Here is a 20,177-nt window from a genome sequence, read left to right as displayed (position 1 = left end):
ACCGGCGGGCCGCAGGCCTGCGGCCCGCCGGTGGTCACGCCCGGCCGGTGCCGGGTGACCGGGGTGCCCGGCCGCACCGGTCCGACCCCGTCCACACCGGGTGGACGTTCCGTCGCCGGTCCGCGGCGAACCCGGTCAGCGCTTCACCGGGCCTCCCGCAGCACGCATCGACTTGTTGATCGCCTTCCACTTGTTCAGCCGGGCCTTGGCCACCCGGGCGTCGGAGCGCGAGGCGATCCACTCGTTCTCGCGCTGGAGCTTGAGATAGCTGTCCATCCGGCGCTGCGGCAGACTGCCGTCCTCCAGCGCCGCCCGGACCGCGCAGCCGGGCTCGGTGTCGTGGTTGCAGTCGTGGAAGCGGCACCGTTCGGCCAGCTCGGCTATGTCGGCGAAGGCCAGGTCCACCCCCTCGCCACCGTAGAGGCCGACCTCGCGCAGCCCGGGGGTGTCGATGAGCACGCCCCCGCCGGGCAGCGGTATCAGCTCGCGGGTGGTCGTGGTGTGGCGCCCCTTCTGGTCGGCCGCGCGGGCCTCCTGGACGGTCATCACCTCGGTGCCGGTCAGCGCGTTGGTGAGGGTGGACTTGCCCACGCCGGACTGGCCGATCAGCACCGTGGTGCCGGGAGCGCAGGCGCGGAGCACGTCGATGCCCTCGCCGGTCTCGGCGCTGACCACCAGCACCGTGACGCCCGGCGCGACCGCTTCGACGTCGGCCCGGATGAACTCGGCGTCGTCGACCAGGTCGGCCTTGGTGAGCACGACCAGCGGTTCGGCGCCGGACTCCCAGGCCAGGGCGAGGAAGCGCTCGATCCGCCCGAGGTCGGGATCGGCCGCGAGCGAGGCGGCGATCAGGACGGTGTCGACGTTGGCCGCCAGCACCTGGCCGTCGGAACGCTTGCCCGCCACCTTGCGGATGATCGCGGTGGAGCGCGGCAGCAGCGCCGTGACGGCGGCCATCGGCTGGGCGTCCAGGTCGACGGCGGCCCAGTCGCCCGTGCACGGACAGTTGATCATGTCGGCGTCGCCCACCGGCCGGGTGTCGAGCCGGACGGTGCGCAGCTCGCCCGTGTCCGGGTCGGCCAGGACGGCGTCGCACTGGCCGCGGTCGATCCGGACGATCCGGGCCGGGAGCAGCCCGGCCTCGGCGAACGGGGCGAAGAGTTCGTCCAGCTCGGGCGTCCAGCCGTGGCCGGCCAGCGGGGAGCCGGCGCCGGGCGTGGCGGACGAGGAGAAGGACGAGAGGGAGGAAAGGGAGGAGAACGACGGAACGGAGGCAGCGTTGGACAACGCAGTGGCCCTTCGGGAGGAGATGGTCCCGGCGGGCTACGGCTAGCGCGGAAGGCTCAGCCGGCGGCCGGGAAGAGGAGGTGAACGCGCATGCTGCCCAGGGCAGCTATCGGGGCGACAACGACCACGGGGTTCACCTCCTGCTCTCTACTCCTCGGGCGGCCTGACGGCCCCCGAACCTGATGGGTCACACGCTAGCGGGGCGGGCGCCGGGGGCCAAGTGATTTTTGACCTGCGGAAATGCGATCGGGAGGGGGAACGACGGGTTCCCGGGGGGCCAATATTGGACCGGCGAAACGGGGCGCCCGAGCGGAGCCCGCCCGGAGCCGGACCAGAGCCCGCCCAGAGCCCGACCGGAGCCCGGCGAGCGCCGGTCCGAAGCCCGACGGAGCCCCCGACAGAACCCCGCCGGAGCCCTGCCGGAGCCCCCCGCTACCCCCCGTACCGGTGCTTGAGGTTGGGATCGTCCAGCCACCACGGCCGCATGCCGGATTCCTCCTCCTCCGGCAGCCCGGCCGCCCGCGCCTCGGCGGCCTGGGCCTCGAACCGGGCGTCCAGCTCGGCGTCGACGGCCTTGATCTCCTCGCGCCCCTGCACCACCATCCGCCGCACCAGCGCCGCCAGGAACGGCAGCCCGACGAGGTCCCCCAGCACCCAGAAGGCGTTGCCGCCCCAGGTCTGGTCCTGCGCCAGGCTCGGCCCCCAGGGCCGCCCGAGCGCCACGTAGTAGTGCTCGGCGACGAGGTGGCCGCCGTAGATCAGCACGATCCCCAGCCCCGCGTCGAAGATCACCTCGGCGAAGGTGATGAACAGCCCGACCAGGTGCGGGTACTCGTGCCCGACCGGGTCGATCTGCAGCCGCGGCCAGAAGTAGGCGAGGCCCAGCAGCACCAGCGCCAGGTGCAGCACGACGTTCCCGACCCCGCTGGAGACCGACCACTCGTACCAGGGCGTGAAGTAGAGCAGCCACGGCGGCGCCATCAGCAGCGCGGTGGAGACCGCCGGGAACATCAGCACCTTGGAGGGCCGGCTGCGCAGCACCCGCAGGATCCGCTCCCGCCGGCGCTCCGGCGAGGACTCGACCAGCAGCGAGACGGGGGCGCCGAGCGCCAGCAGCAGCGGGACGACCATGAGCAGCAGCACGACCTGCACGGCCCGGTCGGTGAACAGGATGCGCTCGTACACGCCGAGGCCGGAGCAGGTGCACCAGATCCAGAGCAGCAGCCCGCCGAGGAAGGCCGCGGTGCGGGTGGGCTGCCAGCGTCCGCCGTCGCCGCGGTTGACGGTGCGCACCGCGGCCAGGTACCAGCCGCCGAGCAGCGCCGACAGGGCGAGCACCAGCGGTTCGAGGGTCCAGGACGTCGCCAGGTCGGACCACTGCCACGCGGGCGGCCCGCCGTAGGCGAGCGCCCGGGCCGCGCCACCGTGGGAGAGGAGCTCCACCGCGCCGTTCATCCGTCCGCCCGTCCCGTCCGCCACCGCCGGCCACCGCCGCCGCACAGGGCCTGCGGCGCCCGGCCATGATGGCGTTGCCGACCCGGCCGCCCGCAGCCGGGGCCCACCTCTATACCTGGACCTGGACAAAGCTTTACCAAAGCCCAACCAAGCTTTGCCCAGGCAAAGTTCTGCCCTTGCCGAGCCCGCGGCCGCAACCGGGCGCGGGGTCACGTTCGTCTGGCAGGATGCACCGTCGGCGATACCGGCCACGTGGGTGAACAGCAAGGGGACGACAAGAGGTGCAAAGCACTGCACGCGGCGACGGCCGCCGGCTGGCCGCGCGCCACCGCAACATCGAGCTGGGCCTGCTGGCGCTCGCGGTGGCCGTCTGTCTGGCCGGACACATCGACGCCTCGCTGGCGCTGACCGACAAGCTGCCGCCCGGGCTGCTCGTCCACGGGCTGTCCCTCGGGGCGCTGGTCGTGGCGGCCCACCTGGCGGTGCGCCGGTTCGCGCCGTACGCGGACCCGCTGATCCTGCCGCTGGGCGTGTTCCTGAGCGGGTTCGGTCTGGTGCTGCTGGACCGGCTGGACTTCAGCTACAAGGCCGCACACGCCGCCAAGGGCGACTACCAGAAGCTCCCGGCCGCGCCGTCCCAGCTGATGTGGACGTTCATCGCGGTGGCCGCGGCGCTCGCGCTGATCGTCTTCGTCAAGCACCACCGCTTCTTCCAGCGCTACGTCTACGTGCTGATGGCGGGCGCGCTGGTGCTGCTCGCGGCGCCGGTCTTCTCGCCGACCGACAGCTTCGGCGCCAAGCGCTGGATCAAGCTCCCCGGGCTGCCCTCCTTCGAGCCGGACGAGTTCGTGAAGGTCGCGATCACGATCTTCTTCGCGGGCTACCTGATGGCCTCCCGGGACGCCCTGGCGCTGGCCGGGCGGAAGGTCTGGGGGATGACCCTGCCGCGCGGCCGGCACGCCGGCCCGGTGCTGGCGATCTGGGTGGTCAGCCTGCTGGTGCTGATCTTCGAACGCGACCTGGGCACCTCGCTGATCTTCTTCGGCGTCTTCATCGTGATGCTCTACGTGGCGACCGAGCGCACCAGCTGGGTGGTGCTCGGCCTGTTGATGGCGGTCGGCGGCGCGGCCGTGGTCGGCACCGTGGAACCGCACGTGCACGGGCGCGTCGAGGCCTGGCTGCACCCGCTCAACTACTTCCCGCCGGTCAACGACCAGGCGATCTCCGCACAGCCCGCCGAGGCCCTGTTCAGCCTCGGCACCGGGCACATGACCGGCACCGGCCTGGGCTCCGGCCGGCCCTGGCTGATCGGCTTCGCCGGGCGCAGCGACTTCATCTTCACCACCATCGGCGAGGAGCTGGGCCTGGCCGGGGTGACCGCGATCCTGCTGGTGTACGTGCTGCTGATCCAGCGCGGCCTGCGCACCGCGGTCGGCCTGACCGACCCGTTCGGCAAGCTGCTGGCCACCGGGCTGTCGGCGGCCCTGGCGCTGCAGGTCTTCGTGGTGGTCGGCGGCGTCAGCGGGCTGGTCCCGCTGACCGGCAAGGCGCTGCCGTTCCTGGCGGCGGGCGGTTCCTCACTGCTGGCGAACTGGCTGATGATCGCCCTGCTGATCAAGCTGAGCGACTCCTCCGGGCGCACCGCCCTGGACCCGGTCCAGCCCACCCCCGAGCCGCTCCCGGTGCAGGCCACCCCGGCCCAGCGGCCGGCCGCCGAGCAGCCGGGGTCCGCGTCCGGCCCGGACGGGAGCACCGACCCGACGGCGGCACTCGGCACCGGCACCGGCACCGGCACCGGCAGCGGCAGCGGCACCATCGGAACGGGCCCGGGCGCCGCCGACCCGGGAGCCCCGACCGAACTGCGCCCGGCCTACGGCCACACGCCCGCCGCGGGCGTCCCCGCCGACCCCGGTGCCCCCACCGAGCTGCGCTCCCCCTACGGCGGGCCGCACACCGACCCGCAGGCCCCCTACCGCGGGCCGCACACCGAGCCGCAGGCCTCGTACGGGTACCCCCCGGTCCCCGACCAGCCCACCCACGGCTACGGTCTGCCGCCGCAGTCCCCGTTCCCGCCCGACCCGGCGCGCTGACGGCCGCCGCAGGGACAACACCGAGGGCCTCCCCCGCACCCGCGGAGGAGGCCCTGCCCGTACGCCCCACGCTCCGCGCCCCGTGCGCCCCACGCCCCGTGCCGTACGCCACGGGCCCAGGACACGGCGCACGACACGGCCCACGACGGCTCTAGCGCTGCTCCCACGGCGGCCGCGGCGGCCTGGGCGGGTAGCCCGGCGCCTGCGGCCCGGCCCCCGAGGCACCCGGGCCCCCGACCCCGCCCGACGCCCCCGACGGCCCCGACGGCCTGTCGCTGTCCGGCGGCGGCGGAGCGGCCCGGTGGTGCGGCCCGGGGCGGGCCGTGAGGCGCCCGCGCACGTTGTCGGCGGCCAGTACGTCGGCCCACCGCTCGGGGTACTCGGCGGGCACGTCGCCGTCGTCGGTCTCCTCCTCGCCCCACTCCTCCTCGACGCCCTCGGCCAGGCCCAGCTCGCGGGCGCGCCGGGCCCGCTCGACGGCCCGCCGGGCGGCGACCTCGCGGACCACCGCGGCGGCCGCCTCCTCGTGGGCGCGCTCGTTCTCGGCGCGGGCGTCAGCGGTCTCCAGGGTGGGCCAGCGGCGGTCTATGGCGGCGTTCATGGCGGCGCCGATGAGCACCGCGAGGGCCACCACGAAGATCCACAGCAGCACGGCCACCGGCGCGGCCAGCGAGCCGTACACCGAGGGGCCCTCGACCGAGCTGACCAGGTAGACCCGCAGGCCGACGCTGCAGAAGACCAGCACCACCAGGGCGACCAGGGCGCCGGGGATGTCCTCGCGCCAGGGCGTGGAGACGGGCACGGCCAGGTGGTAGAGGGTGGTCAGCGAGACGATCAGCAGCAGGATCGCGACCGGCCAGTAGGCGGCGCCGACCAGCCCGGCGGCGCCGGGGACGGCGTTCTCGACCAGCCCGGGCCCGGCCATCAGCAGGGGCAGCACCAGGGAGCCGATCACCAGCGCGCCGAGGTAGAGGCCGAGCGACAGCAGCCGGGTCTTGACGATGCCGCGCTTGCCGTCGAGCCCGTACATGACGGTGATGGTGTCGATGAAGATGTAGAGCGCCCTGGAGCCGGACCACAGCGACAGCAGGAAGCCGATCGAGATCAGGTCGGGCCGGGTGTGGTCGAAGACCTGGCTGAGCAGCGGTTTGACGACCTCGTTGACCGAGGAGTCGGACAGGACCGTCCCGGCGGCCGAGACGATGTCGTGCTTGAGCCGCTCGATGGCGTCCGCGCCGACGAACTCGTCGAGGTAGCCGAGGGTGGCGGCCAGGCCGAGCAGCAGCGGCGGGATGGACAGCAGGGTGAAGAAGGCCGCTTCGGCGGCGAGCCCGGTGACCCGGTACTCGACGCAGGTGTTGGTGGTGTCCCTGACCAAGTCCCATGCCGTGCGGCGCCAGGTGGCCTGTTTGGCCGCACGCCGGGAGCCCTTGCCCCGGCGCCGGGAGGGCCGTTCGGGGTTCGGTCTGCTCGTATCGCCTGCTGCTTGCACAGGGCTAACGGTATCGGGCCGGGGCGACGCTGTTGATCTCCCCGGGGGTACGGGCGCGTGTACGGCGGGGGCGCGGACCCGCCGTCAGGCGTCGGCCCGGGGGGCGGCCCACCCCCCGGGCGGACCTCCGGAGCGGTGACCGGCCGGGAGCGGCGGGAACGACCCGCCGTCCCGCATGCCGAAACTCCAGCGTCCACTATTCGGATGTTAGTGGACCGCGAGTCCCGCGCCGTGCGAATCTCTTGCCATGTCTAGCGCCGGAACCACCTTGGTAGGTCGACTCCACGTCGACCTCCTCCGCGTGTCCAGCGCCATCTGTCCGGTGACCTGAGCCCACCCCGCCGCACCACCGCACCCGGCGCCGCTCCCACCGCCGTCCCCGCATCGGCGGACGCGCAGACGCCCGCCCGGCCCGGTCACCGCTCCTCCGGCCCCCGAGCCGTCGGCCCTGAGAAACCTGAGAAATCCGCAGGTCACAGCAGCACCGCACGGCCGAGCACGCCCCGCGACCCACCCGGCGCCAGCGCCACCTGCCCAGAAGGACTCCACCATGGCCACCTCTCCCGAGACTGCCGAGCCCCCGGCCGACCGCGCCGCCGCGAGCCGCCCCGCCGCAGCCGCCGCGGCTCGCAAGGTGACCCGCCACCGCGGCGAGGGCCAGTGGGGCATGGGCCACTTCACCCCGCTGAACGCCAACGAGCAGTTCAAGAAGGACGACGACGGTCTCAATGTGCGGACACGCATTGAGACGATCTACGCGCACCGGGGCTTCGACTCGATCGACCCCGCCGACCTGCGCGGCCGGATGCGCTGGTGGGGCCTCTACACCCAGCGCAAGGAGGGCATCGACGGCGGCAAGACCGCGATCCTGGACCCGCACGAGCTGGACGCCGAGTACTTCATGCTCCGGGTGCGGATCGACGGCGGCCGGCTGACCGTCCCCCAGCTGCGGGCGATCGCCGAGGTCTCCGAGCAGTACGCCCGGGGCACCGCCGACCTGACCGACCGGCAGAACATCCAGTACCACTGGATCCGGATCGAGGACGTCCCGGCGATCTGGCAGAAGCTGGAGGCCGTCGGCCTGTCCACCACCGAGGCCTGCGGCGACACCCCGCGCGTCATCCTCGGCTCCCCGGTGGCCGGCGTCGCCCAGGACGAGATCATCGACGGCACCCCGGCCATCGAGGAGATCAACCGCCGCTTCATCGGCAACCCGGAGTTCTCCAACCTGCCGCGCAAGTTCAAGTCCGCGATCTCCGGCTCCCCGCTGCTGGACGTGGCGCACGAGATCAACGACATCGCCTTCGTCGGCGTGGTCCACCCCGAGCACGGGCCCGGCTTCGACCTGTGGGTCGGCGGCGGCCTGTCCACCAACCCCAAGCTGGGCGTGCGGCTCGGCGCCTGGGTCCCGCTGGAGCAGGTGCCCGACGTCTTCGGCGGCGTGATCGGCATCTTCCGCGACTACGGCTACCGGCGGCTGCGCAACCGCGCCCGGCTGAAGTTCCTGGTCGCCGACTGGGGCGCGGAGAAGTTCCGCCGGGTGCTGGAGGACGAGTACCTCAAGGACAAGCTCCTCGACGGCCCCGCGCCCGCCGAGCCCGCCGGCCGCTGGCGCGACCACGTCGGCGTCCACCGGCAGCAGGACGGCCGCTTCTACATCGGCTTCGCCCCGCGCGTCGGCCGGGTCGACGGCAAGCTGCTCGGCCGGATCGCCGACCTCGCCGCCGCCCACGGCAGCGACCGGGTCCGCACCACCGCCGAACAGAAGATGCTGATCCTCGACATCGCCGAGGAGCACGTCGCGTCGGTGGTGGCCGGGCTGGAGGAGCTCGACCTGCGGGTCACCCCCTCGCCGTTCCGCCGCGGCACCATGGCCTGCACCGGCATCGAGTACTGCAAGCTCGCCATCGTCGAGACCAAGGAGCGCGGCCGCTCGCTGATCGACGAGCTGGAGCAGCGCCTGCCGGACTTCGCCGAGCCGCTGACCATCAACATCAACGGCTGCCCGAACGCCTGCGCCCGGATCCAGGTCGCCGACATCGGCCTCAAGGGCCAGCTGGTCACCGACGAGCACGGCGAGCAGGTCGAGGGCTACCAGGTCCACCTGGGCGGCGCGCTCGGCCTGGAGGCCGGCTTCGGCCGCAAGGTCCGCGGCCTCAAGGTCACCAGCGCCGGCCTGCCCGACTACGTCGAGCGGCTGCTGACCCGCTACCAGGCCGACCGCGCCGAGGGCGAGCGCTTCGCCCAGTGGACGGCCCGGGCCACCGAGGAGCAGCTGTCGTGAGCGGGCGGACCGGCCACGGCGCGGACGCCGGGCACCGCGGGGTGGGCGATGAGTGAGCGGGCCGCCCCCTTCTTCTGCCCGTACTGCGGGGACGAGGACCTGCGCCCGTCCGAGGCCGGGCACGGCGCCTGGGAATGCCACGGATGCCGCCGCGCCTTCCAGTTGAAGTTCCTCGGCCTGCTGTCACCGACCAACGGGGGTACGTCACATGAGCAGCACCACGACTGACCGCACCGGACCGGCGGACCTGGCCGGGCCGACCGACCGCGCCGAACCGGCAGGGCCCGCCGCACCGGCGGACCTGGCCGCGCTGGCGGAGCGGGCCGGCCGGGAGCTGGAGGAGGCCACGCCGCAGGAGGTGCTGCGCTGGGCCGCCGACACCTTCGGCCGGCGGTTCTGCGTCACCTCCTCGATGGAAGACGCGGTGGTCGCCCACCTCGCGGCCTCGGTGTCCCCCGGCGTGGACGTGGTGTTCCTGGACACCGGCTACCACTTCGCGGAGACCATCGGCACCCGGGACGCGGTGGCCGCGACCATGCCGGTCAACGTCATCACGCTCACCCCGCTGAGGACCGTCGCCGAGCAGGACGCCGAGCACGGGCCGCGGCTGCACGACCGCGACCCGGACCTGTGCTGCGCGCTGCGCAAGGTGGAGCCGCTGAACCGCGGCCTCGGCGGCTACGACGCCTGGGCCACCGGACTGCGCCGCGACGAGTCGCCGACCCGGGCGAACACCCCGGTGGTCTCCTGGGACCCGAAGCGCCGCAAGGTCAAGATCGCCCCGATCGCCCGGTGGACGCAGCAGGACGTGGACGCCTACGTCGCCGCGAACGGCGTGCTGCTCAACCCGCTGCTCTGGGAGGGCTACACCTCCATCGGCTGCTCGCCGCTGTCCTGCACCCGCAAGCCGGGCGAGGGCGAGGACGCCCGGGCCGGCCGCTGGTCCGGCTCCGGCAAGACCGAGTGCGGCATCCACCTCTGACCGGCCCCACTCCGGTCGGACCACCCTGACGGACCGTCAACTACTGTGTGAGGAAAGAACCGTGACAGCGAACACCCTGGCCGCCGGCGGAGCCGCAGAGGCGGCCCCCACGGCCGCCCCGTGCGAGCGCGGCGCCACCGTGTGGCTGACCGGGCTGCCGAGCGCGGGCAAGACCACGCTGGCCTTCGCCCTGGCCGAGCGGCTGCGCGCCGAGGGCCACAAGGTCGAGGTGCTGGACGGCGACGAGATCCGCGAGTTCCTCTCCAAGGGCCTCGGCTTCTCCCGCGAGGACCGGCACACCAACGTCACCCGGATCGGCTTCGTCGCCGAGAAGCTCGCCGCCAACGGCGTGAAGGTCCTCGCCCCGGTGATCGCCCCGTTCGCCGACTCCCGGGCGGCGGTGCGCGAGCGGCACGCCGCGGCCGGCACCGAGTTCCTGGAGATCCACGTCGCCACCCCGGTCGAACTGTGTGCCGAGCGGGACGTCAAGGGCCTGTACGCCAAGCAGGCGGCCGGCGAGATCTCCGGCCTGACCGGCGTCGACGACCCGTACGAGGCCCCGGCCGCGCCGGAGTTGCGCCTCCAGACGCAGGGCCGCGCGGTCGCCGAGTCCGCGGCCGAGCTGCACGCCTTCCTGACCGAGAGGGGACTCGCATGACCGCCGCGACCGACAGCCCGGTCCGCACCGACGCCCAGAACGAACATTCAAGGGGCCCCTTCGCGCTGTCCCACCTGGACGCGCTGGAGGCCGAGTCGGTGCACATCTTCCGCGAGGTCGCGGGGGAGTTCGAGCGCCCGGTGATCCTGTTCTCCGGCGGCAAGGACTCCATCCTGATGCTGCACCTGGCGCTCAAGGCCTTCGCCCCCGCCGCGGTCCCGTTCTCGCTGCTGCACGTCGACACCGGGCACAACTTCCCCGAGGTGATCGCCTACCGCGACCGCGTCGTGGCCGAGCACTCCCTGCGCCTGCACGTCGCCCACGTCCAGGACTTCATCGACGACGGCCGGCTGCGCGAGCGCCCGGACGGCACCCGCAACCCGCTGCAGACCGTCCCGCTGCTCGACGCCATCGAGTCGAACCGCTTCGACGCCGTCTTCGGCGGCGGCCGCCGGGACGAGGAGAAGGCCCGCGCCAAGGAGCGCGTCTTCTCGCTGCGCGACGAGTTCGGCGCCTGGGACCCGCGCCGCCAGCGCCCCGAGCTCTGGTCGCTCTACAACGGCCGGCACGCCGTCGGCGAGCACGTCCGGGTCTTCCCGCTGTCCAACTGGACCGAGCTGGACGTCTGGCAGTACATCGAGCGCGAGGGCATCGACCTGCCGGAGATCTACTACGCGCACGAGCGCGACGTCTTCTCCCGCAGCGGCATGTGGCTGACCGCCGGCGACTGGGGCGGCCCCAAGGAGGGCGAGCCCGTCCAGCGCCGGCTGGTCCGCTACCGCACCGTCGGCGACATGTCCTGCACCGGCGCCGTCGACTCCGACGCCACCACCATCGAGGCCGTGATCGCCGAGATCGCCGCCAGCCGCCTCACCGAGCGCGGCGCCACCCGCGCCGACGACAAGCTCTCCGAGGCCGCGATGGAAGACCGCAAGCGCGAGGGGTACTTCTAACCATGAGCACTGCCACCGCCACCTCCCTGCTGCGCTTCGCCACCGCCGGCTCCGTCGACGACGGCAAGTCCACCCTGGTCGGCCGCCTCCTGCACGACTCCAAGTCCGTCCTCGCCGACCAGTTGGAGGCCGTCGAGCGCGTCTCCCTGGGCCGCGGCCAGGAGGCACCCGACCTCGCACTGCTCACCGACGGCCTGCGCGCCGAGCGCGAGCAGGGCATCACCATCGACGTCGCCTACCGCTACTTCGCCACCCCCCGGCGCCGGTTCATCCTCGCCGACACCCCCGGCCACGTGCAGTACACCCGCAACATGGTCACCGGCGCCTCCACCGCCGAACTCGCCGTCGTCCTGGTCGACGCCCGCAACGGCGTCGTCGAGCAGACCCGCCGCCACGCCGCCGTGGCCGCCCTGCTGCGCGTGCCGCACGTCGTCCTCGCCGTCAACAAGATGGACCTGGTCGACTACGCCGAACCCGTCTTCGCCGCCATCGCCGCCGAGTTCACCGCCTACGCCGCCTCGCTCGGCGTGCGCGACGTCCTCGCCGTGCCGATCTCCGCCCTCGCCGGGGACAACGTCGTCGAACCCTCCGCCCACATGGACTGGTACGGCGGCCCGACCCTGCTGGAACACCTGGAGACCGTCCCGGTCGGCACCGACCCGAGCGCCGAACCGGCCCGCTTCCCGGTCCAGTACGTGATCCGCCCGCAGACCGGGGAACACCCCGACTACCGCGGCTACGCCGGCCAACTGGCCTCCGGCGTGCTGCGCGTCGGCGACCCGGTCACCGTGCTGCCCTCCGGCCACACCACCACCGTCGCCGGCATCGACGCGCTGGGCCGCGAGAGCGACCTCGCCTGGGCCCCCCAGTCCGTCACCGTCCGCCTCGCCGACGACCTCGACGTCTCCCGCGGCGACCTCATCGCCGCCGGGACGGCCCCCGCCCCCAGCAAGGACGTCGAGGCCACCGTCAGCCACCTCAACGAGCGGCCGCTGCGCGCCGGCGACAAGGTACTGCTCAAGCACACCACCCGCACCGTGCGCGCGCTCGTCAAGGAGATCTCCTACCGGATCGACATCGACACCCTCGAACAGCGTTCCGGCGCCGAGGGGTTGAACGTCAACGACATCGGCCACGTGAAGCTGCGCACCGCCGAGCCGCTGGCCCTCGACGCCTACACCGACAACCGCCGCACCGGCTCGTTCCTGCTGATCGACCCGGCCGACGGCACCACCCTCACCGCCGGCATGGCGGGCGAGGCCTTCGCGACCGCGCACGGCGCGGAACCCACCGAGGAGGACTGGGTCTGATGCCCCGCGAGGCGTTCTCGGGCATGGACAAGGAAGGCGGCCGCATCGGCAGCGGCGTCCTCGGCAGCGGCCAGGGCGGCCTGACCCGATGTGCGGGCCGACGGGGCTGAGCTCCCCGTCACCGGGCTGCTCCCCCTCGGCCGCCCGGCTTGCCCCGGCAGCACACTGCCGCGCGCACCACCTTCCGAACTCCGCTTCCGAGACCGTCTCCTGACGGTCCGTCCGCGAACAGGACTGACACCATGGCACCGAACCCCGCCCTCACCCATACCCCGCCCCGCCCCGGCGCCGGCCGGATCAGACGCACCGCTGCCGCCGCCGCGGCCGGCCTGACCGCCGTCGCCCTGCTGTCGGCGTGCAGCTACGGTTCCAAGGCGGACAAGTCCGACGACAAGGCCAACGCCGCTGCGACCACCGGGACTTCGGGCAGCAAGCTGTCCGCCGACACGGTGAGGATCGGCTACTTCGCCAACCTGACCCACGGCACCCCGCTGGTCGGCCTCCAGGAGGGCATCTTCCAGAAGGAGCTGGGCTCCACCCAGATCAAGACCCAGGTCTTCAACGCGGGCCCGGCCGAGATCGAGGCGCTCAACGCCGGCTCGATCGACATCGGCTGGATCGGCCCCTCCCCCGCGATCAACGGCTACACCAAGTCGAACGGCCAGTCGCTGAAGATCATCGGCGGCTCGGCCTCCGGCGGCGTCAAGCTGGTGGTCAACCCGGACAAGATCTCCTCCCTGGACGACCTCAAGGGCAAGAAGATCGCCACCCCGCAGCTGGGCAACACCCAGGACGTGGCGCTGCTCAACTACCTGGCGGGCAAGGGCCACAAGGTCGACGCGGCCTCCGGAGCGGGCGACGTCTCGGTGGTGCGCACCGACAACAAGGTCACCCCCGACGCCTACAAGTCCGGCTCCATCGACGGCGCCTGGGTGCCCGAGCCGACCGCCTCCAAGCTGGTCACGCTCGGTGCGAAGGTCCTGCTCAACGAGAAGGACGTCTGGCCGGACAAGAAGTTCGTGATCACCAACATCATCGTCTCGCAGAAGTTCCTCAAGGAGCACCCGGACGTGGTGGAGGCCGTGCTGCGCGGCTCGGTGAAGACCAACGCCTTCATCAAGTCCGACTCCGACAAGGCCAAGGCCGACGCCAACGAGGCGATCAAGAAGGAGGCCGGGAACTCCCTGGAGCCCGCCATCCTCGACCCGGCCTGGGCCGACATCGACTTCCTGGACGACCCGCTGGCGAACACCCTGCAGGCCGAGGCCGACCACGCCGTCACCGCCGGGCTCCTCAAGAAGCCCAACCTGAACGGCATCTACGACCTCACCCTGCTGAACAAGGTCCTCGCCGCCCAGGGCCGGCCGGCCGTGTCGGACGCCGGCCTCGGCGCCAAGTAGCGCCCGGGCCCTCCCGGTTCCGCGGTCCGGCCGCCCCGCCCGCCCGGTCGATCCCCGATCGATGCCCACCGGCGCGGGCGGGGCCCGGCCCCCGGCCCCCGACCCGCCCCGCCAGCCCCCGACCACACGCAGGAGGTGCCCGGATGACCCCGGCACTGACCACCTCGGCGGACGCGCCCGGCGCCGACGCCCCCGGCGGTGCGCCCGCCGTCCGGATCTCGCACGTGCACAAGTCCTTCGGCCGCGCGGGCGCCCAGACCCACGTGCTGGACGACATCACCCTCGACGTCGCCCCCGGGGAGTTCGTCACCCTGCTCGGCGCCTCCGGCTGCGGCAAGTCCACCCTGCTCAACCTGGTCGCCGGCCTCGACGAGCCCACCCGCGGCACCATCGAGGTGCCCGGCGGCCGCCCCGCCCTGATGTTCCAGGAACACGCCCTGTTCCCCTGGCTCACCGCCGGCCGCAACATCGAACTCGCCCTCAAGCTGGCCGGCGTCCCGCGCCCCGAGCGGCGCGCCGAGGCCGAGCGCCTGCTCGAACTCGTCCGGCTGAACGGCGCGTACGGCAAGCGGGTGCACGAGCTGTCCGGCGGCATGCGCCAGCGCGTCGCGATGGCCCGGGCGCTCGCCCAAGGCAGCAAGGTGCTGCTGATGGACGAGCCGTTCGCCGCGCTCGACGCCATCACCCGCGACGTGCTGCACGACGAGATCACCCGGATCTGGGCCGAACGGCAGCTGTCCGTCCTGTTCGTCACCCACAACGTGCGCGAGGCCGTGCGGCTGGCCCAGCGCGTCGTCCTGCTCTCCTCCCGCCCCGGCCGGGTCGCCCGCGAGTGGCGGATCGACCTGCCCCAGCCGCGCCGCATCGAGTCCTCCGGCGTGGCCGACCTGTCCATCGAGATCACCGAAGAACTGCGTGGGGAGATCCGCCGCCATGGCCAGCACTGACACCGCCCTCCCCCGCCCGGACAGCGGCACCGCCCCCGGCGGCGCCTCCGACAGCGCCGACGTCGGCGCCGGCCTGGACGCCCTCGACTCCGTCGCCGCGCAGCGCAGTTCGCTCGGCGAGGTGCTGCGCGGAAAGGCGCTGCCGCCGCTGATCGGCGTGCTGGTGGTGCTGGCCCTGTGGCAGGGCGCGTACAGCCTGCACCTGACCTCCTCGTACAAGCTGCCCAGCCCCGCCGACGTCTGGCGCTCCCTCCAGGACCTCTGGTACCAGGGCACGCTGTTCTCGATCATCTGGACCAGCGTCTGGCGCGGCCTGTCCGGCTTCCTGCTCGCCGTCGTCATCGGCACCCCGATCGGGCTGGTCGTCGCCCGCGTCAAGCCGGTGCGCACCGCGATCGGCCCGGTCCTCCAGGGCCTCCAGTCGCTGCCCTCGGTGGCCTGGGTGCCGGCCGCCGTCATCTGGCTCGGCATCAACGACTCGATGATGTACGCCGTCATCCTGCTCGGCGCCGTCCCCTCCATCGCCAACGGCCTGGTGGCGGGCATCGACCAGGTGCCGCCGCTGTTCCTGCGCGCCGGACGCACCATCGGCGCCACCGGCCTCACCGGCGCCCGGCACGTGCTCATCCCCGCCGCGCTGCCCGGCTACCTGGCCGGGCTCAAGCAGGGCTGGGCCTTCTCCTGGCGCTCCCTGATGGCCGCCGAACTGGTCGCCTCCTCCCCCGACCTGGGCCGCGGCCTGGGCCGGTTCCTGGAGGACCAGCGGGAGTTCTCCGACATGTCCGGCGTCCTGCTCGGCATCATCCTGATCCTGTTCGTCGGCATCGCCATCGAACTGCTCGTCTTCACCCCGGTCGAACGCCGGGTGCTGCGCAACCGGGGCCTGCTGGCCTCCGGCAAGTGAGGCGACCGCCGGTGCCCGCCCTCCTGCTGATCGCCCACGGCAGCCGCGACCCGCGGCACGCCGCGACCGTGGCCGCGCTGGTCCGGGAGGTGCGGGCGCAGCGGCCCGGGCTGGAGGTCGCCACCGCCTACCTCGACCACTGCGCGCCGCGGATCCCGCAGGTCGCCGCCCGGCTGACGGACGCGGTGGCCGTCCCGCTGCTGCTCAACCGGGCCTTCCACGCCAAGCACGACATCCCCGCCGCGCTGCGCGCCACCGGCGCCGCGCTGCCGGTCGCCGACGTGCTCGGCCCCTCCCCGCTGCTGCTCGCCGCCCTGGACCGCCGCCTGGCCGAGGCCGGGCTCGACGTGCGCGCGGCGGCCGTCCGGTCCCGCACCGGCGTGGTGCTGGCCGCCGCGGGCTCCTCCGACCCGGCCGCCGACGCCGCCACCCGCGCCGTCGCCGCCGAGTGGCGCCGCAGCCGCGGCTGGGCGGCCGTCGAGGTCGCGTACGCCTCCGCGGCCGGCCCGCGCGTCCCGGACGCCCTCGCCGCCCTGCGTGCGGCCGGCGCCGACCGCACGGCCGTCGCCCCGTACCTGCTGGCTCCCGGCCTGCTGCCGGACCGCATCGCGGCCGCCGCCACCGGCGCCGACCTGTGTGCCGACGTCCTGGGCGCCGCCCCGGAGTTGGCCGCCCTGCTGCTGGAGCGCTACGACCGGGCCCGCCTGACGGCTCGGGCCCTCACCGCCCTCCCGGCCCTGACCGCCTGAGCCCCGGGAGGCCGTGCGGTGCCGGTCCCCGGTCACCGCAGCGGTGACCGCACCGGGCGGCACCGGCCCGTCCGCGTCGGCGACGGCGGCCGCCGGGCAGCGCGCGGGGCCGGGTCCGCGGGTGGCGGACCCGGCCCCGGGCGGTGCGTCAGGCCGGGAGGTTCCACTTCTGATTGGCGGCGCCGTTGCAGTCCCAGATGCCGAGCTGGTTGCCGTTGGCGGTGGAGAAGCCGAGGTCGTCCAGGCAGCGGCCGGACTGCGGGTTGAGCAGCGAGCCGTCGCCGCGGGCCTGCCACTGCTGGGAGCCGGTGCCGTTGCAGTCGTAGAGCTGGACCAGGGTGTGGTTGACGGTGCCGCCGCCGGAGACGTCCATGCACTTGCCGAGGGCGCGGATGGTGCCGTCGGAGCCGATCCGCCACTTCTGCGCCAGGCTGCCGTTGCAGTCGTAGATCTGGACGGGGGTGCCGTTGCCGTAGTTGGCGCCCTTGACGTCGACGCACTTGCTGGCGTAGCCGGTGATCTGACCGGTGGGGCCGGCCGGCGGGGCGGCGCCGACGATGACGCGCGGGAACATGACGGTGTCGCCGATGCCGCAGGCCGCGGAGGCGCTGCCGTCGCCCATCGCCACGCCGCTGAGCGCGGGGCGCGAGAACTGCGCGGTGTGGTTGGCGTTCCAGTAGTAACAGGTGGCGGTCACGGCCCAGGTCTGCATCGGGTCGAGGCCGCTGCAGGTGCCGATCGCGTTCCAGCCCGCGACGTAGGCGCCGCAGGAGGGGGCGGCCTGGGCGGAGGTGGCCGGGGCGGCGAGGGCGGCGGCCCCGGCCAGCAGGGCGGTGGTCAGCAGAGCGGAGGTTCGGCGCATCGGGGGATGGTCCTTCCGGGTCGGCGGATCACGTCGACTCGACTCACGTCAACTCGACTTCTGTGGCCACGTGATGACTGTGCGACAGGTGTGTGGGCCGTGTAGAAGAATCGATCCTCGACCGTCCCCCGTCAAGCGTTAGTTCAAAGTGATCTTCGATGGATTCATCTGAGCTGACGGTTTCGGCCACGCCGGGGCGGCCCGGGTCCGCCCGCGCCCCGGAAACGCCGAACGGGCCCCGCGTCCCCCCGTCTGCGGGAGGATCGCGGGGCCCGTTCGGTGGGGTCCCCGGTCGGCGGCGCGGGCCGCCGGCCGTCAGTCGAACGAGCGGCGCTGGCGCCCCGTGCCGTAGTTGGAACCGGACTTGGCGCCGCTGCCCGGCCGGGCCCGGCCGGAGGAGCGTCCGATGAACCCGGCGGCCTGGGGCCGCTCGCCCTGCTGGCCGGCCGCGCCGAGGCGCTGCTTGGGGCGCGGGCGGCGCGGGTTGCCGTTCATGTCGACGTCGGTGGGCAGCCCGGAGCGCTTGCCGGAGCGGCGGCGCCCGTTGCCCGACTTGCCGTCGGCGCCCTTGCCCTCGCCGGCCGGGGCCGCGGGCTGGGCGGCGACCGGGACGGCCAGCGCGACCGCGACCCCGCTGGGGGTGCGGGCGCCGGTGATCCGGGCCAGGTCGGCGTCGCCCGGGCGGATCTTGGTCACGGTGGGACGGATCCCGGCGACCGTCATCAGCCGGTTGACCTCGCGGCGCTGCTCGGGCAGCACCAGGGTGACGACCGTGCCGGACTCGCCGGCCCGGGCGGTGCGGCCGCCGCGGTGCAGGTAGTCCTTGTGGTCGATCGGCGGGTCGACGTTGACGACCAGGTCGAGGCCGTCGATGTGGATGCCGCGGGCGGCCACGTTGGTGGCGATCAGCGCGGTGACCTCGCCCTCGCGGAACTGGTCGAGGACCCGGTTGCGCTGCGGCTGGGACTTGCCGCCGTGCAGCGCCGCGGCCATCACGCCGGTGGCGCGCAGCTGCTTGGCGAGCCGGTCCGCGCCGTGCTTGGTGTGCACGAACATGATCACGCGCCCGTCGCGGGAGGCGATGTGGGCGGTCGCGGAGGCCTTGTCGGTGGGCTCCAGCTGCAGGACGTGGTGGTCCATGGTGGTGACCGCGCCGGCCGAGGGGTCGACCGAGTGGGTGACCGGGTCGGTCAGGAAGCGCTTGACCAGCCGGTCCACGTTGCGGTCCAGGGTCGCGGAGAACAGCATCCGCTGCCCGCCCTCGGCGACCTGCTCCAGCAGCCTGCTGACCTGGGGCAGGAAGCCCATGTCGGCCATCTGGTCGGCCTCGTCGAGGACGGTGATGGCCACGTCGGACAGGTTGACGTCGCCGCGGCCGATCAGGTCGTCCAGTCGGCCGGGGGTGGCGACCAGGACCTCGGTGCCGCGGCGCACCGCGTTGGCCTGCCGGCTGATGCCCATGCCGCCGACGACGGTGGTGATCCGCAGGTTGACGGCGGTGGCGTACGGGGTGAGCGCATCGGTGACCTGCTGGGCGAGCTCGCGGGTGGGCACCAGGACGAGCGCCAGCGGGTGCCGGGAGTCCGCGCGGCGCCCGGCGGTACGGGCCAGCAGCGGCAGGCCGAAGGCCAGGGTCTTGCCGGAGCCGGTGCGGCCGCGGCCGAGCACGTCGCGCCCGGCGATCGAGTCGGGCAGCGTGGCGCCCTGGATCGGGAACGGCTCGGTGACGCCCTCGCGGGTGAGCGCGGACAGGATCGCCTTGGGCAGGTCGAGCTCGGCGAAGGTCGCCGCCGGCGGCCGCGCCGGGGTGCCCTCGACGACGGTGAAGTCGGCGGGCTCGGCGGCGGGGCGGCCGTTCTTCGGGGCGCCCGTCTTGGGGGCACCGGTGCGGCCGCGCGGCTTGCGCGGGCGCTCGGCGCTCTCCGCGCCGCGGCGGGGGCGGCCGGTGCGGGCCTGGTCGGCCGAGCGCTCGCCCGAACGGGTGGTGGTGCGGTCGCCGCGGTCACGGGGCGTGCGGGCAGGGGTGGTCACGGGTTCTCCGTACGTCGGTCGGCAGCCCGCGGTCGCGGACTGGTCGGCCGTTGTCTGGGAGTGTGTGCCGCCCCGGCCGTACTGCGGCATGAACGAGGGCCCGCACCGTCGAGCGGTGCGGGCCCCCGCTTCACGAGATCACAGGGATCGCGCGTCAGCGTAGAGGCTGACGTCAGCCGATGACCTGGATGTTCTCGCCCTGCGGGCCCTTCTGGCCCTGGGTGACGTCGAACTCGACGCGCTGACCCTCGACGAGCTCACGGAAGCCCTGGGCCTGGATGTTCGAGTAGTGGGCGAAGACGTCCGGGCCGCCGCCGTCCTGCTCGATGAAGCCGAAGCCCTTTTCGCTGTTGAACCACTTCACGGTGCCGGTAGCCATAACCGTCTCCTCATATTGGGGCATCAGGGATTCACACCTCGTGAATCCCCAAGTAGCCGCGATCCCCATCCGGAGACTGAAACACCGGACAAAACAAATGCGCCTGTTGGTTGGTACCAGCAGGCGCACACACACGTTCATGGGAACCAAAACTGCAACTGCTTCGACTGTAGCACGGCCGCACCCCGATTGACCGGGGACTTTTGTGCTCGGCAGATCACGTTTGCCGGGCCTGGAAAGGGGGGACGGCGCCCCGCTCGCGCGGGGGGGCCGCGCGGGGGGGGCGCCGGGGCGGGCGGCGGGGGGGGGGGGTTTTGTTGTTTTGGGGTGTTTGGGGTTGGGTTTTTTGGGGGGGGGTTTGTTTTTTTTGGGGGGGGGTTGGGGGTGGGGGGGG

At 73.4% G+C, this 20,177-nt stretch carries 18 protein-coding genes; 12 read left to right on the top strand and 6 right to left on the bottom strand.

Going from position 1 to position 20,177, the window contains the following annotated elements; genetic code table 11:
- Positions 1–135 precede the first annotated feature (135 nt).
- On the bottom strand, positions 136–1,287 hold the full coding sequence (gene rsgA, locus AB0O91_RS29500; protein WP_363439280.1) for a ribosome small subunit-dependent GTPase A: 1,152 nt from the start codon (positions 1,285–1,287) through the stop codon (positions 136–138).
- Positions 1,288–1,719: 432 nt separating this feature from the next.
- Entirely contained in the window at positions 1,720–2,766 is a 1,047-nt protein-coding gene (locus AB0O91_RS29495) for a cytochrome c oxidase assembly protein (RefSeq protein WP_363439278.1), read from the bottom strand.
- Positions 2,767–3,023: 257 nt separating this feature from the next.
- Here AB0O91_RS29495 and AB0O91_RS29490 point away from each other — a divergent pair, with 257 nt between their 5' ends.
- On the top strand, positions 3,024–4,832 hold the full coding sequence (locus AB0O91_RS29490; RefSeq protein WP_363439275.1) for an FtsW/RodA/SpoVE family cell cycle protein: 1,809 nt from the start codon (positions 3,024–3,026) through the stop codon (positions 4,830–4,832).
- Between the two features lie 151 nt (positions 4,833–4,983).
- Here AB0O91_RS29490 and AB0O91_RS29485 read toward each other — a convergent pair whose 3' ends face one another.
- Entirely contained in the window at positions 4,984–6,210 is a 1,227-nt protein-coding gene (locus AB0O91_RS29485; RefSeq protein WP_363439272.1) for a YihY/virulence factor BrkB family protein, read from the bottom strand.
- Between the two features lie 361 nt (positions 6,211–6,571).
- On the opposite strand from AB0O91_RS29485, the gene AB0O91_RS29480 reads away from it, so the two are divergent.
- The 11 genes from AB0O91_RS29480 to AB0O91_RS29430 all read left to right on the top strand — a co-directional run bounded on the left by AB0O91_RS29480 (position 6,572) and on the right by AB0O91_RS29430 (position 16,511).
- Positions 6,572–6,655: a putative leader peptide gene (locus AB0O91_RS29480; protein WP_318264789.1), complete on the top strand. Its 84-nt coding sequence runs from the start codon at positions 6,572–6,574 to the stop codon at positions 6,653–6,655.
- A gap of 219 nt (positions 6,656–6,874) precedes the next feature.
- Entirely contained in the window at positions 6,875–8,608 is a 1,734-nt protein-coding gene (locus tag AB0O91_RS29475; RefSeq protein WP_363439270.1) for a nitrite/sulfite reductase, read from the top strand.
- A 48-nt stretch (positions 8,609–8,656) separates the two neighbouring features.
- Entirely contained in the window at positions 8,657–8,836 is a 180-nt protein-coding gene (locus tag AB0O91_RS29470; RefSeq protein WP_363439268.1) for a hypothetical protein, read from the top strand.
- Complete coding sequence (locus tag AB0O91_RS29465; RefSeq protein WP_363439266.1) at positions 8,817–9,590, top strand: phosphoadenylyl-sulfate reductase; 774 nt, start codon at positions 8,817–8,819, stop codon at positions 9,588–9,590. Before AB0O91_RS29470 ends, AB0O91_RS29465 begins: the two co-directional genes overlap by 20 nt.
- Before the next feature lie 76 nt (positions 9,591–9,666).
- Entirely contained in the window at positions 9,667–10,248 is a 582-nt protein-coding gene (cysC, locus tag AB0O91_RS29460; RefSeq protein WP_363439435.1) for an adenylyl-sulfate kinase, read from the top strand.
- Positions 10,245–11,201, top strand: coding sequence for a sulfate adenylyltransferase subunit CysD (cysD, locus tag AB0O91_RS29455; RefSeq protein WP_363439264.1), 957 nt, complete (start codon positions 10,245–10,247; stop codon positions 11,199–11,201). The genes cysC and cysD overlap by 4 nt, the downstream gene beginning before the upstream one ends.
- Before the next feature lie 2 nt (positions 11,202–11,203).
- Positions 11,204–12,511 (top strand): GTP-binding protein, encoded by a 1,308-nt coding sequence (locus AB0O91_RS29450; protein ID WP_363439261.1) that lies wholly within the window; start codon positions 11,204–11,206, stop codon positions 12,509–12,511.
- Positions 12,512–12,753: 242 nt separating this feature from the next.
- Positions 12,754–13,911 (top strand): aliphatic sulfonate ABC transporter substrate-binding protein, encoded by a 1,158-nt coding sequence (locus AB0O91_RS29445; RefSeq protein WP_363439258.1) that lies wholly within the window; start codon positions 12,754–12,756, stop codon positions 13,909–13,911.
- A gap of 143 nt (positions 13,912–14,054) precedes the next feature.
- A complete protein-coding gene (locus AB0O91_RS29440; protein WP_363439255.1) occupies positions 14,055–14,858 on the top strand; it encodes an ABC transporter ATP-binding protein in 804 nt (267 codons plus the stop codon).
- Positions 14,845–15,762 carry an ABC transporter permease gene (locus AB0O91_RS29435; RefSeq protein WP_363439252.1) on the top strand — a complete coding sequence of 306 codons (918 nt, stop codon included), beginning with the start codon at positions 14,845–14,847 and terminating at the stop codon, positions 15,760–15,762. The genes AB0O91_RS29440 and AB0O91_RS29435 overlap by 14 nt, the downstream gene beginning before the upstream one ends.
- 11 nt (positions 15,763–15,773) lie before the next feature.
- The gene (locus AB0O91_RS29430; protein ID WP_363439249.1) at positions 15,774–16,511 is read left to right on the top strand and encodes a CbiX/SirB N-terminal domain-containing protein; all 738 of its coding nucleotides are present in this window, start codon (positions 15,774–15,776) and stop codon (positions 16,509–16,511) included.
- A gap of 148 nt (positions 16,512–16,659) precedes the next feature.
- Here AB0O91_RS29430 and AB0O91_RS29425 read toward each other — a convergent pair whose 3' ends face one another.
- From AB0O91_RS29425 to AB0O91_RS29415, 3 genes are all read right to left on the bottom strand, one after another.
- Positions 16,660–17,373: a ricin-type beta-trefoil lectin domain protein gene (locus AB0O91_RS29425; protein ID WP_363439246.1), complete on the bottom strand. Its 714-nt coding sequence runs from the start codon at positions 17,371–17,373 to the stop codon at positions 16,660–16,662.
- A 315-nt stretch (positions 17,374–17,688) separates the two neighbouring features.
- Positions 17,689–19,404: a DEAD/DEAH box helicase gene (locus tag AB0O91_RS29420; protein WP_363439243.1), complete on the bottom strand. Its 1,716-nt coding sequence runs from the start codon at positions 19,402–19,404 to the stop codon at positions 17,689–17,691.
- 172 nt (positions 19,405–19,576) lie between these two features.
- Positions 19,577–19,783, bottom strand: a complete 207-nt coding sequence (locus tag AB0O91_RS29415) for a cold-shock protein (protein WP_207816199.1) — start codon at positions 19,781–19,783, stop codon at positions 19,577–19,579.
- Between the last annotated feature and the right edge of the window lie 394 nt (positions 19,784–20,177).

It is taken from the genome of Kitasatospora sp. NPDC089797 (assembly GCF_040684795.1).
Lineage (GTDB): Bacteria > Actinomycetota > Actinomycetes > Streptomycetales > Streptomycetaceae > Kitasatospora.
The sequence above is the reverse complement of the archived record's forward strand: the minus strand, read 5'-3'. Positions and strand labels throughout refer to the sequence as shown.